Raw genomic sequence first — 15,372 nt, 5'->3', positions numbered from 1 at the left:
TCGGCGAGATCAGGATGCTTTCTTCGCCGCGCGCCGTGAAGCGGAAGCATCGCAGAGGCCGCGTGACCCACCTTCGCGGCAACCGCGCCGAGGCTTTTGCGAAGTGCACCAACGTTCTAAAACAATATAGTTTGGGCTTGGTGCGCGCTTAGCAACCTAGCGTACAAAGCCGCGTTGTCCAAAGCACTGCCGGGTGACAACCGGACGCAATGGGGACGCATCGGTACGCGCTGACAACTAACCCATTCTCGGCAGTGCACCCTCATGAATGACGCCATGCCACGGTTCTATTTTCACTTCGTGGGCGATACGCCTGCTCATGATGTTCTCGGCCAGGAGTTCGCCGACGAGGCCGAGGCACGAGCGCGCGGCCGAGCGCTGGCGAACCACCTCGCGACCGAACAGCCTCATCTCGTTCGTGATGGCAATTCTGTTGTGGTCGTATCTGAGGACGGCCGGGAAATTGAAAAGCTGCCACTGGTTTAGCCCTTGGAACCAAGAAGCTGATTCGTGCCTTAGACAATTTTGGAGTAACCCATGGCAGTCAACAAACCGACCGGCGATAATGCCCGTAAGGGCGCGGTGAAGAAGCGCACGCAATTGAAGAACGCGCTTACTAAGACCTCGACCAAGCGCAACAAGACCACTGGTGCGTTCATGGCCGTGAAGAAGACTGCCAAGAAATTCAAGGGCGTTCGTAGGGAGAAGTGATGGGCCGGTTCTTCGTCGGCATTATCATCCTTAGCAGCACGCTTATTTTGGCGGTCTATCTTCTCGTCTAAAGCGTATCTGGCGTGCGTCGAGGGGAGCTTTCGTCCTCGTTGATAAGTTCCTGCTCGGCCAGGCGCCAGAACTCCTCGTCCCGCCCTTCCGGCTTGCCAGCCTTCTCCCACAGCTCGTAAGCGCGCGCGGCGATACTTTCATCGACCTTTCGGTTCATGTCTGCCTCTCAGTGCAATCGTTTAGAGGCCCCTTCGACCTCTTCAATGATGGCCTCAGCGTCAGGTGTGTCTTCGCCGTTGGCTCGGTTGCATTCGCAGGGCATTCCAACGCCACACTGGCATCCGCCCTCATGTTCGGTCCATGCTTTGCCGGGATGGTTTTCGCAGACCCAACCCGAGCCTTGGCAAATCGTGCGTTTCACATCGGTCATGAGGTCCAAGCCCCCATCGTGCGCGACGTTCCAAAAAAAGCCCCCGGCTAACGAGGGCTGAGGTTGTCCAGAGAGGAGCACGGCTCCCCCGAGGATTTAGGCGCGGAGGTGCCGCTCCAAATCTATTGCCTGATCCGCATTTGATGCTTTTTCCAGCAACGTGTTTCTCTCCTCGCTGTCCGGTGCCTTATCGGCCCGACGGCGCATGTCCGTCGCAAACTGCTGAAGTCTGGCTTCCAGGGATTCCGTTTGCTTAAAGCGCCTGCGCTTTTTTGATCATTGCTCACTCCTAGTCTGGTGGCTGCAGTCCGCTAGACCGCAGCCAGTCGGTCATGTGAGAACCGGTCTCGCATTGACGTGCCTTTCGAAGAACGTGATCGCGCTCCAACCCTTGGGGCAACGTCTCGGCTCTCTTGCGAAGCTGCACTGATTCTTCGCCGAGACGTTCTTCGAAAGTCTTGTCTGATCTAATACGACGGCGCTTGAGCACTGGCGTAACCTCCTCGCTTTAGTAGGGCGGGAGCGCGACTGGCGTTCTCATCACCGATGTTTGCCACGGGCCTCGCGGTGACGGTGTCAGGGTACGATTCTGAGGGTTAGCCCGCTACAACATTGGTTAAGGCTTAGAAAGCCCTTTTAAGGCGCTTCCTCGCAACAATCCTTCGGACGTGATGTCCCGGTGTTCTATTTCCGCAGTGAAAACGGGCTCACCCCAAGTTGCTTTGGGCTTTTTGAGTTGCTTACTCAATTTGCGCTTTGGACTATTTACGCTTGGCCGCAACGGCGCCGGCAGGTGGAGCATGACGGCGTCCGTCGCGACATCTATGAAAAAGGAAGCCGACTTTGAAGCGGCGGTGTCCGCCGCTTCTCTGGCTATGCGGGCGCTCCGAACGGCTGACGTTATTTCGTCGATCCGAAACGCGTCGAAACCTGTGGCCCCGGGGCTGCTGATCCTCGGGGGCTTGGGCAAGTGGCAGGGCGGGAGAAGGACGCCCTGTCAATAAAATCAAACGAACTTTCCCATCCGCGTTCCTCGTCAGGGCGATCAATTCGCTCTGTGCACTTTGGGACAGTTGGTCCTCGCCTTCGCCGTATACCTGTAGCACCCAGCTAGGAACCGCGCTCAGGTTGCAATGTTGAAGCAGGCCTTTTCTTACATTCCAGGGAGATCATAATGCCTGAGAAAGACCTCAGCAGCCTGTTCGTCGACACGCTACATCTATTACGCAGAGAAGCAGATCTACAAATCGCTGCCAAAGATGGGGAACGCAGCATCATCTGATCAGTTGAAGGCAGCTTTCGAAAGACATCATGACGAGACGGAAACGCAGATCGAACGGCTCGAGCAGATCTTCGAGCTGCCTGGTAAGCCGGCGCGCGGCAAGAAGTGCGACGTCATCGGAGGGCATCCTCGATGAAGGCAAAGAACTCATGGAGGAATACGAGAATACGCCGGCCCTCGATGCTGGACTGCTGGCGGCCGCGCAAGCCGTGGAGCATTACGAGATTTCGCGTTATGGCACGCTGAGGATCTGGGTCGGCAAGCTCGGGCACAGGGATGCCGTCAAGCTTCTCGATGCGACGCTTGCGGAACAGAAGAAGAGTGACGACGCGCTAGCGAAGCTGGCGATCTCAGCCATCAATGCCGAGGCTGCGTGAGGTCGTTATGAAACAGATCATGCTTGCAGTGTTGCTGACGACAGCCCTCACCGCCTCTTGCTTCGCCCAGTCAGTGGTTGAAAACACGGAGTCAACTCGGCTCTTGGTATCGCGCCCAAGACAGAGGACTTCGTCAAGGAAGCGGCGATGAGCGATATGCTGGAGATCGAGGCGGCCAAGATCGCACTGCAGAAGGGCAACCCGGACGAAAAGAAATTCGCTGATCAGATGATTACCGATCACACCAAGACCAGCAGCGACCTTAAGGAGATGGTGCCAACCGAGTCCAAAGTCCCGACCGGCAGCCGTTGTTCTCTAATCGTTGTACGGAGTGTGCTGGATCGCATTCGGATGCGGCCTTGACCGGCACTCTGTGGCGACCTTCCTCACGTGGGAAATGACCTTGCTCATTCAAAGAGCTGAGCGCCGTGATACCCAAGCGCATCACGCCAAGCTGATGAATTGCTAAAGGTCCACGGAGACGAAGAATTCACTCATGACCCTCGACAACGTGACGCCGAGGAGGTCGAGGAAAAGCGCGCCGAGATCCAGAAAGGGCACAGCTAGGAACCTTCTAGCTTTCGCATGCCCGTTCTCCTCAGTTGGTCGAACGAACAATGCAGCCATGCCTGCCGTGTCCCTAAGCGCTGCTAGGAACAAACGACAGCATCCGCCCGTTCGAAGACCACCTCCTCCTCACACCGATGAGTCCCTCATGTATCACCACGTCAAGAAACTGATGTTTACCGTCCGCGTCGATGAGCCAGATCCGCGCTTCGGCAACATGCTCCTCGAGCAGTTCGGCGGCGCAAATGGCGAACTCGCCGCTGCCATGCAGTATTCGATCCAGGGTCTGAACTGCGAAGATCCAGACCGCAAGGATCTGCTGATGGATATCGGCACGGAAGAGCTGAGCCACCTCGAGGTGGTCGGCACGCTCGCCCGCATGCATCTCAAGCCATCGAAATTCGATCGCCAGGCAGCAGAGGCCGATCCTCTCATTGCAATCGCCGGCGGCGGCGGAGTGAACCTGTTCAACTCACAAGGCAACGCGTGGACTGCCGACTATCTCAAGATCACAGGAGAGCTCGACGTCGATCTGCGCAGCAACATCGCCGCCGAGGCGAGAGCAAAGATCGTCTACGAGAGACTGATCAACTTCACTGACGATGCCGGCACCAAGGATGCGCTCCAGTTTCTGATGACACGCGAGATCACGCACATGAAGGCTTTCTCGCTGGCGCTCGAGAGCTTGGCAAAGCCTGCATTCAGCATCGGCCGAATTGCGCCGACACCCGGTCTGGTCGATCAGTTCTTCAACGATTCGACCGGAACGGGCGACCATGGCGAGATCGACACACGAGGTCCCTGGAACGAAGGCGGCGACTGGGTTTTCACGGAATCGCCGGCCATCCAGGCCGGCGGAGATCCCAGCCCGACGGCGGCGATCGTCACGGAGAGTTCGCCGCCCGCCGATGAGGCCGGGCTTGGCGATCTTCTTATCGACGAACTCCGTGACATCCTTCATGCCGAGAAGCAGCTGACGAAGGCGTTGCCGAAGATGGCACAAGCCGCACGTTTCGATCAGTTGCGTGAGCTATTCGAAGTTCATCTGGCCGAGACTGAAGCCCAGATCGAGCGCATCAATGAGTGCTTCCAGATGCTCGGCCAGTCCGCGCGAGCGAAGCCCTGCAAGGGCATGATGGGCCTTGTCGAGGAAGGCCAGGAGATCATGTCCGAAGGGGAGGAGAAAGAAGACGCGGCGGCCGACCTTGCATTGATCGGAGCGGCGCAGCGGGTCGAGCACTACGAGATCGCCGGCTATACCACTGCGCGCAACCTCGCTCAGCAGCTCCGCCACAGCGCCGTCGTCAGCCTGCTGTCGAAGTCCCTGGCCGAGGAGGAGAATGCAGACCAGTTGCTGAACCAGGTCGCCCGTTCGCTGATGTCGGTCGCGAAAATGCCGGCAGCGCTCGAACAGACGGAATAGTTCGGCCGCCCCTTACAAGCGTGGGCCAGGGTGCGAAAGCGCTTTCGGTCTACTGCACCATTGCTCGGCAAGCTCGGCCCCGCGCGATCCGCACGCGGGGGCCGGCTCAATCTCAGTATCCCGGCGGCGTTGCGCCTGCTCCTGCTTTTGTTGTTTCTCGTATCTCGCCCCTGCTTTTTCGTAGCGACCTCGGTCATCGCAGATCACGGCCGCGATCTTTTGGCGCGTCTGTGACCGGGCCTCTTTCCGGCGTCGTCCGCTGCCGACTGGGACGGAATATCGGCCTGCTCTGAAACGCCCCCATTCGAGCCGGCCGGCCGTTTGAGAACGATGCCAGGCTTCGCCATGGTCGCGGCGACGACGCTGGCTCATTGGTCTAAGCACCAATGCCCTGAAACAATTGCTTCCGGCGCCTTCCCCAGCGCCGCCTTCATCGAAGGCGCCGCAATGGCGAGATCATAGAAACCGAGCGATGCTGAAAGGTCTTGAGCTTGCGCGCCATGTGCGCCATGTCAATTCATAGCGCCGATTGCTTCAGGCCGCTATCCCTGGCGGCGCCGGCCGACGAGCACTCCGAGTATGAACGCCATGAGGAGCGACGAAAGCGGCGCGGCTATGGTGATCGGGCGCAATTCGTCGGACAGGCGCGCTGCGGCCGATTGCAGCTCGAATGAAGGACCTCCCTGGCCGCGTGCGTTGCGTGGTTAGGCTTCTGCCCCGGCTGGCTTATTCTCGAGGCCGGATGCTTCGGTCATTCCTGAGGCTTCTGCCATGTCCATCGATCTGTGCTCCTAGGTTGTGCGTCGGGCTGCAAACAACGAACAAGCTCCATTGAACCGACGGGGTGGAACGCCGGCACCCCTGCGCCATTGTTCGCAGACACGGTGTCGCATGGGAAAGCTCCTCATCAGCATTGTCGCAGCCTCGCGATCATTCTCGCATTGGCGGTTTACGTCATCATGCTATGACGGCGCACGAGCCCGGAAGGATCATCCGCCCGCGCCATGCAAAGGCGGCCCAGTTAGATGAACGGTTTGCCTCCGGTAACTGCCAAGGTTGCACCGGAGGTGTAACTGGAAAGGGGATCCGCGAGCATAACGTAAGCGGTCGCAAGCTCGGCCGGCTGGCCAGCGCGCTGCATCGGCACTTGCTTGCCAAAATTCTTGACGGACTCCTCGGGCATTGTCGACGGAATGAGCGGGGTCCAAATCGGGCCGGGTGCCACCGCGTTGACGCGAATGCCCTTGCCGGCGAGCATTTGCGCCAGGCCGCCCGTAAAATTCTGGATCGCTCCCTTGGTCGTGGCATAGGCGAGCAAGCTCGGGTTCGGCATGTCGGAATTCACCGAGGCCGTATTTACGATCGCAGCTCCAGGCCGCATGTGCGGGACTGCGGCCTTGGTCAGGTAGAACATCGCATGGATGTTCACAGCGAAGGTTCGTTGCCACTCCTGGTCGCTGATCTCGGCGATGTCCTTGAACGTCGCCTGATGAGCCGCGTTGTTGACCAAGATGTCGATTCCACCGAGTTCATCGACGGCGCGTTGCACGACGGCACGGCAATGATCGGGATGACTGATATCGCCGGGAATCAGAACGACCTCTCGCCCTTCCCGCTCCACCAGTGCCTTGACCTCGGCAGCATCCTCATCCTCGTTCAAGTAGGCGATGACGATGTCCGCCCCTTCCCGGGCGTATGCAATCGCAACTGCGCGGCCAATTCCACTATCTCCTCCGGTGATGATCGCCTTCTTGCCAGCAAGGCGCCCCGAGCCCTTGTAGCTCTCCTCTCCATGATCCGGCCGGGGATTCATCGCGGCCGTCGCCCCCGGCATCGGCTGCTGCTGGCTGGGGAACGGCGGCTTGGGATGCTCGGTCATGGAACGGCTCCGGAGATATGCTCCGTTAACGGAGCCCTGCCGGAAGTGTTCCTAGCTGATCCGTCGCGTCACAGGTCCGTTCAAATCGTGGACGACAGGCTGCAGCGGCGCGCCATCGAGATCTAGCGTCGCGAGCGTGACTGAAGCCCTGAACCGCCGCGGGCCTGCGCTGCCGGGGTTGAGATAAAGCACGCCGTCAATGACCCTCACACTGGCTTTGTGCGAATGGGCATAGATCACCACGTCGGCATCGTCGGGGCCGGTTTGTCCTCTAGCCCCGTCAGATCATGTAGTATGTAGAAGCAGCGCCCTCCTATCCGCACAGTTTGGGTCTCCGGATAACTGTCTGCCCAATCGCCGACGTCAACATTGCCGCGGATCGCCGTGACTAGCGCGAGAGTGCGAAGTCGATCGATGACATCCGCAGCCCCAATATCGCCTGCGTGAATGATGTGGGCGACGCCGGCTAGGCATCGCTCCACTTCGGCCCGCCAAAGACCGTGCGTATCGGAAATGACTCCAATTCTAGGTAGCACCCCTGAAGCGATTAGCGCGTCCTCCCTCTCACATTAGGAACGACATCAGCGTACTCGCATTGCACGCATATCTAGCAGGAGCTCACAAATGGGCAATACAGGCGTTGGAATGCTTTTGGGGGATCTCTCCGTGAAAGCAATGTGGTTGCAATTCCTGGGCGTCATCATACTCGGCATAGCGATCTGGTACGGTGTCAATCGATCAGGACGTCTGCGCCGTAGCGAGCGGGCCCAACTCGACCAGAATACCGAAGCTGCCCAGCGTCGGGACGATCCCCAAAAGCCTCTCGCGAGGTGAGCGAGTTGAGCAAGATTAAGCCTTCGACGGACGAGACCGAGCAGTTGGTCATTCCATCTCTCTCGGCGCGTTGAATGACAATAGGAACTCCTGCGGCGGCGGTCGCGTCGGTCCTGGGTAACAGCAGGAAGGAAAAGATGGCCGAGGACGGAAATGCCTGGTGGCAATCGGCGGTGATCTATGAAATCGCCCTCGTGTCATTTCAGGATTCAAACGGTGACGGTAAGGGCGACATCGCTGGGCTGATGTCCCGTATCGAATATCTAAGTTGGCTCGGCGTGGACGCGATTTGGCTGACGCCAATCTACAAAAGTCCGTTTCGCGATCTCGGCTACGACATCTCCGACTATTGCGCAATCGATCCTGCTTTCGGCGACCTCGACGCATTCGACCGCCTGCTGACCGCGTTGCACGCCAGGGACATCCGGCTCATCCTCGATCTCGTTCCAAATCACACCGCCGACGATCACGCCTGGTTTGTTGACAGCAGCAGCTCGCGCGACAGTGCGAAAGCCGATTGGTACATCTGGGCCGATGCGGCCGAAAACGGCGGTCCGCCCAACAATTGGATGAGCCGCTTTGGCGGGAGTGGGTGGGAATGGTGCGAAGCGCGACGGCAATATTACTATCATTCCTTCCTGGTCGAGCAGCCCGACCTCAATTGGCGGAACCAGCAGGTGCGGGAGGCCATCGCCGATGTGATGCGATTCTGGCTGGACCGCGGTGTCGACGGCTTTCGGGTCGATGCGAGCGCGGTGCTGATCAAGGACCAGCATCTGCGCGACAATCCGCCGAACCAGCAGGCGCATGGCAAGCCGCCACCACAACGCCAGACTCCCGTCTTCACGGACGACCGGCCGGAGACGATGCAGTGCATCGAATTCATCCGCAGCGTGATCGACGACTATCCGGGGCGGCTATTATGCGGCGAGGTTCAGGGCAAGACCGATCGCATCGGCCACTTCTACGGCACGGAGCGACCGCGCCTGCATTTGCCGCTCAACTTCGCCTTGCTCGATACACGGTGGGACGCCCTGTCGCTCCAGGCGGCGATCGACGCCTATTTCAACGCACTGTCCGAACACGCCTGGCCGGTTTGGGTCATCGGCGGCCATGACAAACAACGGATTGCCAGCAAGCTCGGTGAACCGCAGATGCGCGCGCTGGCGATGCTGGTGATGACGCTGCGCGGGACGCCCTTCCTTTATATGGGAGACGAGATCGGCCGCAAACGCGTTCCCATTCCGTCCGCAAGCGTCCGCGATCCCTTCGAGAAGCTCGTGCCCGGCTACGACCTTTGCCGCGATCCCGAGCGGGCGCCCATGCGCTGGGACGACAGTGCCAAAGGCGGTTTTACCACCGGCAAGCCATGGCTGCCTCTCGGTCCCGAGAGCATGGCCAATGTGACCGAGCAACGGCGCGATGACCGCTCGATCCTAGCGCTGTTTCGCGCCTTGATCGCAGTTCGACGTGAGCACGCGGCCTTACGCGACGGCCGCTACCAGCCAATCCGATCGCGAGATGAGGTGCTTGCCTTCGCGCGCACTTTGGACGAGCAGAAGGTGATTGTCGCACTCAATATCGCGGCTGAGCCGCGAAAATGGACCTGTCGGGACGGCAGCCACCTGCTGCTCTCAACGCACCTCGACCGCCCACCGGCACCGCTCGCACACGGGTCGATCCTGCTCCGCGGCAACGAGGGCGTGATCATCGGATCGGGTACGCATGACGCAAGCCTAGACTCAACCTCGCGGTAGGTTACTCCGATTTCGGGGCGGAGCCAGGTTCGATTCCGATCAGGCGATTGTGGAGTCTGGAAGGGCATAGGCGTGCCTGCGGCGAGAACCCTCCTTTTTATTTTTGTCGGCGTATACCGCGCGTCATCCTGCTGGTGTTTGTGCTGGTATCAGCAGCAATCAACGACAAAAGTGGGTCTAAATTCAAATGGTTATGGCTCTAGGCAATTATCGGCCAGGGGCACCATGGAAAAAATTATAATAATAACAATAACTTAAGTCTCTGGTTCGATTCCGGGATTCGCTAGAAAACTTTCGCGTGCATTGAATATACGGGCAAAAGCTCACTGCAGCCGTCCGCTTTGCTGGCATTTTTGCTGGTATTGCCAAGCCAAACGCACCGCGGCGGATTTCGATTTCCCGACGAGGGAATTAGGCGCCGCATGCCCCGTTCACCGCTTTACGCGCGACGTTCGGACGTCAAAATCAAATGACCAATCCCGAGTTGGCGGGCCATAGAGGAACGCGAACGCGTTCACGATTGCTTCTGGCCGCGGCGGGCATCCTAAAAGGCAAGCCGGCGACAACGCACGGTACAAGATGGACGTGCTCCGGATCATGGGTGCGAAGCCCTAGCCCGACGAACGCGTGGTGCCCGCGGGAAAGATCGTCACGGCGAACGGCGTGTCGGCCGGCATCGATCTGGCACTTTGGCTAACCGGCGAGATTGCCGGCCGTGAGCGGGCGAAAGCCATCCAGTTGGCCGTCGAGTACGACCCGTGTCAATCGGCTTGCAATATTGACCCCCGTATTGCCGCATCTGCGAATGTTACCGTGATGGCGCCATTGCCGATGACGATCCGATGTCGATTGATCGGTCGCGCCAGATGGCTTTCCCGCCTTGCTCGACGAGAGGGGCTGTGGTCGGGTCGGGCCCTACATAGCCCGAGCCGTCCACAACCCCGGGCAATGGGGCAGCGGTCGTGGCGTCATCGAGCGGGCCCTGGGCGACCAACCGTTCGGCAGCCCTCCGTCTGAGCGCCCTCAGCAGACGTTGCACAATCGAATGCTGTCTCTTTCCGAACTCCTCGGGGTATTTCTCGCGCAGCCGGCCGACAATTGCGAGCGCCGTCAGCTGCGGCTGCTCTGCGAGCCACGCTTCGATCGCGGCAATATGCGGGTCGAGTTTGGACGGCATGCGAACTCTGGTCTTATAGGGCCGACGAGTTCGCCGGTGCGTGGCACGCGGCTCGCCGGCCGTCGCAGTCTTGCCAAGCGTTTTCGCGAAGGTCGCCGCGGTCGCTGCCAGGATGCTAGTGTGAGCGGGTTGCGGGCCGCGCGCCTGTCCGGCACGACGATTGACGCGATTGCCTAATTCCTCTTGGGTCGCGCGAATCTCCGCCAACAACTCGACCGGATCGAGCGAGCGATACTGATCGCGTAACCGTTTCTTCACGGCCGCGGTCACCTTGGGATGCGCCAAGGCACGCTCATAGGGCGTCGATGGGAGATGATAGCGCTTGATCACTTTAGCCCCTTCGCGACGCTTCTCCTTCAGCTTGAACGACGGCTGGAAGAAGTTGACGTAAAGCCGCGCCGCCGCATAGAGGCGGCCCATCATACGCACCGTCTCGACGCCATCGAAGCGGCCATAGCCCATGAGGCCGCGGACGACCGCACCATTCTTCTGCTCGACAAACGCCTGATCGTTCTTCTTATAGGCGCGCGAGCGAGTGACTTCGAGCTTCTGTTCGCGACACCATGGCACGACGACATCGTTCATGAAGGCGCTATCGTTGTCGAAGTCCACGCCGCGCAACAGCCAGGGAAACAGGCTCTGTGCGCGGTTGATGGCCTCGACGACGGAGCGAACCTTCCCGCGTCAGCAACGGCAGGCACTCCGTCCAGCCGGTGGCGACATCGACCATTGTGAGGGTTTGGATGAACGAGCCAGCCACCGATGTGCCGCCGTGGGCGACCATGTCGACCTCGCAGAAGCCGGGCACCGGGCTGTTCCAGTCGTTGAACGTGCGGATCGGGACCTCGCGCCGGATTGCCGAATAGAATCCGGCACGGCGTCGCCTGCCGCCGCTCGCCGCGATCTTCACATCGACGAGCAGGCGATCGATGGTTGCGGCGCTGATAGCCAGAACATGATCACGGTCCGACTGGCCAAGCGGCAATCGGCCATGTTGCTCAAGGGCAGGCAGCAAGGTCGGGATCATCACCTTGAGCCGCTTGCCGCACACCCGATCCGACGCCTCCCACAGCGCCGTCAGCGCGTCCTTGATCGTCGCGCCATATCTGCGTCTTCGCTTTCTTGTTGCCTCGACTTTGCCCGGTCCAGCCGCCTCGCGTCGCCGGAGCGCGCGCACCGCGTGCTTGCGATGCCAGCCAGTCGTTGCGCACAGCTCATCGAGGATCCGTCTCTTCTCCGCTCGTTTGGCCGACCGGTAACGCTCCGTTACCGCCGACACCACCTCGCGCCGCGCGCCCATGCTGATCTTTCCCGCCATAGACGCCACCGAACCAATTCGATGGCACCGACCCAATCATCGGCGAGGAGTTGTCAGTAACATTCTGGGTGAGGCAATGCGCCCTTCGTGCGGCGGGTTTTGCTGGTAGCGCTCGTCTCGTCGGAGCTGGCCGGGATAGCGGAGGCGAGACGAGCGCGTGTGGCGTGATCGTCGTCCCGGCTCTTGAATCGCCAGCTATCGTTGCCGGTCTTGACAATGTCGCAGTGATGGGTCAATCGGTCGAGCAGCGCGGTGGTCATTTTGGCGTCGCCGAACACTCTCAGCCATTCGCCGAAGGCGAGATTGGTGGTTACGATGACGGACGCGCGCTCATAGAGCCGGCTGATGAGGTGGAAGAGGAGCTGGCCACCGGACTGGGCAAAAGGCAGATAGCCGAGTTCGTCCAGGACGATGAAGTCCATTCGGGTCAGATGCTCGGCAAGCCGTCCTTGCCGTCCGTTGCGGGTCTCGGTCTCGAGGCGATTGACGAGGTCGACGACGTTGAAGAAGCGGCCGCGGGCACCGGATCGGATGCAGCTTCTGGCGATGGCAATGGCCAGGTGGGTTTTGCCTGTGCCGGTGCCGCCAACCAGCACGACGTTGCGTTGTTGGGCGATGAAGCCGCCGCCAGCGAGATCATTGACGAGAGTCTGATTGATCGGCGTGCCATCGAACTGGAAGTCAGCGATGTCCTTTGCAAGCGGCAACTTTGCAATGGTGAGCTGGTATTTGATCGAGCGGGCCTGCTTCTCGTTGATCTCGGCGTTGAGGAGGTCGCCGACAATGCGCTGAGGCTCGTGCTGGCGCTTGACCGCAGTCGCCATGATCTCATCGAAGGCGGCCTTCATGCCGTAGAGCTTGAGTTCGCCCATAAGATCGAAGATTTGGGTTCGTTTCATCAGTTGGTTCTCCGGAGGTTGTCGTAGCAGGCACAATCGGCGATCGGCGCATGACGGAGCGTCAGTGCCGCCGGCGTCATGATGTTGGCCGGTGGAGCGGGTTCACGTTGACGGGCCAGGATATTGAGAACGACATCGGCGAAATGGACGCTGTGACTGAGCGCTTCGGCACAGGCCGCTTCCACCGCGGGCAGACCGTCAGTCAGCACCGCGTTGAGGATGTCGACTATGCCGATTGCCATCATCGGTGCTGGCAAGCTTGCGTCGGATCCGCTCAATCGCGGCTGGCAGCACCCAGTCTTTGAAGGGAGAACCGTTGCGCAAGGCGCCGGGTTTGCGGGCCAGCACCGGCACATAATGCCAGGGGTAGTAGACGGTCTCGCCCCGGCCATAGGATCGCGGGTGCTCGGCAACGATGCGTCCATCCTGACGGATCTCGATACGATCGGCATAGGCTTGAACCTCGACCGGTCGTCCGACTGCGCTGGCTGCGACCGAGTACTTGTTATTGTCGAAGCGCACCAGACAGGTCTTCGAGACAGACGCCGTCACCGCGTGGAAGCCGTCGAAGCGGCCGGCATAGGGAACGAGTTTGGGGCGTTCGGCTTCGAACACGTCCGAGATCGTCTGATCGACCAGCTCCGGATGGCGATGAGCTTTGGCGTAGCTGATGCATTTGTCGGGCAGCCAAGCGTTTAACTCGTCGAGGTTTTTGAACCGCAGCCGCGGCGTGAAGAAGCGTTCCCTGACCAGCCCGACCTTGGTTCTCGACCTGTCCCTTCTCCCAGCCCGACGCCGGCGTGCAGGCGACCGGATCGACCAGATAGTGGCTGCACATCTGCAGGAAGCGGCGATTGTAGAGACGCCCTTTACAACCAAGATAGTCTCTACGGCGGTCTTCATGTAGTCGTAGATGCCGCGGGTGCAGGTGCCTTTGAACAGGGCGGTGGGCGTCGAACACCATCTCCTGCGTCTCCCGCGGATAGGCCCGCACGAACAGCATGCGGCTGTGGCAGAGCCGGACGTGGGCGGCCTTCACCATCACCGTGGTGCCGCTCAACAGGACCACCTCGTGGCTCCAGTCGAACTGATAGGCTTCTCCTGGTGCAAAGCTCAGCGGGACATAGGCCGCCGCGGTCTATTGCTCGCGTTCTTTGCTCCACGGCCTGGCTTACCTTGAACGACGACGATACGAGCGACGTCAGCCTTGTGCCGACGGAGGCGCCCCGGCAGCCCAATATATGGCGATGCGCCGATAGCAAACCCAACCATCTGTCAGAGAGTCATCGCTTGGGACAAAGGGAACAAAAAACGCCGCCCGCTTAAATAAAGCGCAGGCGGCGGATCACCAGCCCCGGGAGGGTGACAGTAAAATCCCGACAAAGGTTAGTCCCGACGTGTCGCCCTAAGGTTCATCGGCATCGAGTGGCAACGCCCGAGGTCAAAGATAATTCAAGAATCGGTAGGTCGCAGACCGAGCGTATTTGATCGAAGCTGCTTTTCCCTGAGCCATTGGATGATGGCACGTTGAGCTGCGATGATAGCCTCTGCTCGATTGAAGCCGATGCCTGTTTTCGATGACCGACCGGCTCGCTCAAACGACCATTTCCAGCCAGGTGGATTGATCGTTTGAACCACCGTATACTCAATACCCTGATGTTCCATGCACCGTCATCGCTCTGCGACGAAACAACACGTAGGCAGCGAGAAACGCTGATCAATCAGCGTCGCTTGAAGTCTTCTCTGAACGATCGACTCGAACTTCCCGAAACTCCGCGGGCCCGTCGAGAAGACGCTGCTTGCGCATCTGGTGCTCCTGCGAACTCGCGGAGCTGTCGGCCCTGTCATCCAACACCGCACCCGCCAAACGAAGGGCTCGCCTTCGTTGGCGGCCCGTCCGACGACCTCTTGCATCCTCGTTCGTCATCAAATTGAACCCTCAAATAGGAGCGTACATGATCGGATACGCCCGCTCGGTCGGCGAAGCTCAGCAACCGCGGCAAATGTTCTTCAGCTTTGCGGCGGTTCGAGCCTCTTCCGCAACGAATGGGTCCTTGTACCCTGACGATGGGGCACTATTGGTTTCGGCGGGCTTCTTGGCCTTTGGCGGAAACGCCGCATCGTAACAGGAGAGCCGGGCACTGGTGCTCTCGATCGCGCTGCAATTCGGTTCCGCTACGGAAGCGGCTAACGCAGATGTGCTTAATCCCGACGCGAGCAGGAGCGCCGCCGTCCGCATACCGGATCGAGTTCTGCTCACACCGAAGGTCCCGTCATGATCCACCTTTGTTGACCCAAGAAGGACGCTGGCCGGTCCAGATTGGAAGAGCATCCCACTCAGAGCAGCGCATCCGGCGCTCCTCACCCCCGACGCTCACGAAAACAAAAGGCGCATCGTCCCGGCCTGTTTTCGAGCCAACGAAAATTGCCGGAACGCCGTAGGCATCCCTGATGATTGCGGTGTTTGCCATTATCGGCTCCCATTGGCCCAAACTTGCTCCAGGCATTCGATTTGCATTTTGAACGCATGGTTGCTGAACCGCTTGCAGCTACAGAATAGCCACAACCGCGATCAGCAGTGCGAGGAAGACCGGCACCAATAGCGGCGGCACAAGCCACTCACGGATTTCGAATTTGTCGGATTTTGACATCTTACCGCCTTCACTGGGTTGAGGCGGGAGCGCAAAGCTCTCAGTCACCGATAAC

The 15,372-nt window shown here is 59.7% G+C and carries 13 protein-coding genes and 2 pseudogenes; 6 read left to right on the top strand and 9 right to left on the bottom strand.

Annotation, left to right across the window (positions count from 1 at the left end):
* Nucleotides 1-264: 264 nt before the first annotated feature.
* Nucleotides 265-486, top strand: coding sequence for a DUF6894 family protein (locus tag WN72_RS04915; RefSeq protein WP_143130809.1), 222 nt, complete (start codon nt 265-267; stop codon nt 484-486).
* Nucleotides 487-537: 51 nt separating this feature from the next.
* Complete coding sequence (locus tag WN72_RS04910; protein WP_167381124.1) at nt 538-711, top strand: hypothetical protein; 174 nt, start codon at nt 538-540, stop codon at nt 709-711.
* A 67-nt stretch (nt 712-778) separates the two neighbouring features.
* Here WN72_RS04910 and WN72_RS04905 read toward each other — a convergent pair whose 3' ends face one another.
* Complete coding sequence (locus WN72_RS04905) at nt 779-940, bottom strand: DUF2934 domain-containing protein (RefSeq protein ID WP_092219540.1); 162 nt, start codon at nt 938-940, stop codon at nt 779-781.
* 1,387 nt (nt 941-2,327) lie between these two features.
* Between WN72_RS04905 and WN72_RS04900 the strand changes: the two are divergent.
* The 3 genes and pseudogenes from WN72_RS04900 to WN72_RS04890 all read left to right on the top strand — a co-directional run bounded on the left by WN72_RS04900 (nt 2,328) and on the right by WN72_RS04890 (nt 4,802).
* Nucleotides 2,328-2,812 (top strand): annotated as a pseudogene (locus tag WN72_RS04900) (YciE/YciF ferroxidase family protein).
* A 147-nt stretch (nt 2,813-2,959) separates the two neighbouring features.
* Nucleotides 2,960-3,175 carry a DUF4142 domain-containing protein gene (locus WN72_RS46590; RefSeq protein WP_244553959.1) on the top strand — a complete coding sequence of 72 codons (216 nt, stop codon included), beginning with the start codon at nt 2,960-2,962 and terminating at the stop codon, nt 3,173-3,175.
* A 352-nt stretch (nt 3,176-3,527) separates the two neighbouring features.
* The gene (locus tag WN72_RS04890; RefSeq protein ID WP_092219532.1) at nt 3,528-4,802 is read left to right on the top strand and encodes a DUF892 family protein; all 1,275 of its coding nucleotides are present in this window, start codon (nt 3,528-3,530) and stop codon (nt 4,800-4,802) included.
* Nucleotides 4,803-5,823: 1,021 nt separating this feature from the next.
* Here WN72_RS04890 and WN72_RS04885 read toward each other — a convergent pair.
* Genes WN72_RS04885 through WN72_RS47575 form a run of 3 tightly spaced genes read right to left on the bottom strand, consistent with a single transcriptional unit; the run spans nt 5,824 to nt 7,163 of the window.
* A complete protein-coding gene (locus tag WN72_RS04885; RefSeq protein WP_092219530.1) occupies nt 5,824-6,681 on the bottom strand; it encodes a glucose 1-dehydrogenase in 858 nt (285 codons plus the stop codon).
* A gap of 51 nt (nt 6,682-6,732) precedes the next feature.
* Complete coding sequence (locus WN72_RS47580) at nt 6,733-6,891, bottom strand: metallophosphoesterase family protein (RefSeq protein WP_347337495.1); 159 nt, start codon at nt 6,889-6,891, stop codon at nt 6,733-6,735.
* A gap of 26 nt (nt 6,892-6,917) precedes the next feature.
* Complete coding sequence (locus WN72_RS47575) at nt 6,918-7,163, bottom strand: metallophosphoesterase family protein (protein ID WP_347337494.1); 246 nt, start codon at nt 7,161-7,163, stop codon at nt 6,918-6,920.
* A 489-nt stretch (nt 7,164-7,652) separates the two neighbouring features.
* Between WN72_RS47575 and WN72_RS04875 the strand changes: the two genes are divergently transcribed.
* Nucleotides 7,653-9,272, top strand: a complete 1,620-nt coding sequence (locus tag WN72_RS04875; protein ID WP_092219527.1) for an alpha-amylase family glycosyl hydrolase — start codon at nt 7,653-7,655, stop codon at nt 9,270-9,272.
* Between the two features lie 808 nt (nt 9,273-10,080).
* Here the strand turns inward: WN72_RS04875 and WN72_RS04870 are convergent.
* From WN72_RS04870 to WN72_RS04840, 5 genes and pseudogenes are all read right to left on the bottom strand, one after another.
* On the bottom strand, nt 10,081-11,034 hold the full coding sequence (locus tag WN72_RS04870) for a hypothetical protein (RefSeq protein ID WP_143130807.1): 954 nt from the start codon (nt 11,032-11,034) through the stop codon (nt 10,081-10,083).
* A gap of 7 nt (nt 11,035-11,041) precedes the next feature.
* On the bottom strand, nt 11,042-11,767 hold the full coding sequence (locus WN72_RS04865) for a hypothetical protein (RefSeq protein WP_092219525.1): 726 nt from the start codon (nt 11,765-11,767) through the stop codon (nt 11,042-11,044).
* 53 nt (nt 11,768-11,820) lie between these two features.
* Complete coding sequence (istB, locus tag WN72_RS04860; protein ID WP_092219523.1) at nt 11,821-12,666, bottom strand: IS21-like element helper ATPase IstB; 846 nt, start codon at nt 12,664-12,666, stop codon at nt 11,821-11,823.
* Nucleotides 12,596-13,837, bottom strand: a pseudogene (gene istA / locus WN72_RS46585) (IS21 family transposase); the annotation flags it as partial. The pseudogene istA and the gene istB, both read right to left, overlap by 71 nt.
* Before the next feature lie 1,102 nt (nt 13,838-14,939).
* On the bottom strand, nt 14,940-15,137 hold the full coding sequence (locus WN72_RS04840; RefSeq protein WP_080669694.1) for a hypothetical protein: 198 nt from the start codon (nt 15,135-15,137) through the stop codon (nt 14,940-14,942).
* Between the last annotated feature and the right edge of the window lie 235 nt (nt 15,138-15,372).

It is taken from the genome of Bradyrhizobium arachidis (genome assembly GCF_015291705.1).
GTDB lineage: Bacteria > Pseudomonadota > Alphaproteobacteria > Rhizobiales > Xanthobacteraceae > Bradyrhizobium > Bradyrhizobium arachidis.
This window is presented reverse-complemented; position numbering and strand designations above follow the sequence as displayed.

Excerpts from the sequence above, each read along its gene's own strand:
- WN72_RS04915 (WP_143130809.1), top strand. The coding sequence starts at position 265 with ATGAATGACGCCATGCCACGGTTCTATTTTCACTTCGTGGGCGATACG.
- WN72_RS04910 (WP_167381124.1), top strand. The coding sequence starts at position 538 with ATGGCAGTCAACAAACCGACCGGCGATAATGCCCGTAAGGGCGCGGTG.
- WN72_RS04905 (WP_092219540.1), bottom strand. The coding sequence starts at position 940 with ATGAACCGAAAGGTCGATGAAAGTATCGCCGCGCGCGCTTACGAGCTG.
- WN72_RS46590 (WP_244553959.1), top strand. The coding sequence starts at position 2,960 with ATGAGCGATATGCTGGAGATCGAGGCGGCCAAGATCGCACTGCAGAAG.
- WN72_RS04890 (WP_092219532.1), top strand. The coding sequence starts at position 3,528 with ATGTATCACCACGTCAAGAAACTGATGTTTACCGTCCGCGTCGATGAG.
- WN72_RS04885 (WP_092219530.1), bottom strand. The coding sequence starts at position 6,681 with ATGACCGAGCATCCCAAGCCGCCGTTCCCCAGCCAGCAGCAGCCGATG.
- WN72_RS04875 (WP_092219527.1), top strand. The coding sequence starts at position 7,653 with ATGGCCGAGGACGGAAATGCCTGGTGGCAATCGGCGGTGATCTATGAA.
- WN72_RS04870 (WP_143130807.1), bottom strand. The coding sequence starts at position 11,034 with ATGAACGATGTCGTCGTGCCATGGTGTCGCGAACAGAAGCTCGAAGTC.
- WN72_RS04865 (WP_092219525.1), bottom strand. The coding sequence starts at position 11,767 with ATGGCGGGAAAGATCAGCATGGGCGCGCGGCGCGAGGTGGTGTCGGCG.
- istB (WP_092219523.1), bottom strand. The coding sequence starts at position 12,666 with ATGAAACGAACCCAAATCTTCGATCTTATGGGCGAACTCAAGCTCTAC.
- WN72_RS04840 (WP_080669694.1), bottom strand. The coding sequence starts at position 15,137 with ATGGCAAACACCGCAATCATCAGGGATGCCTACGGCGTTCCGGCAATT.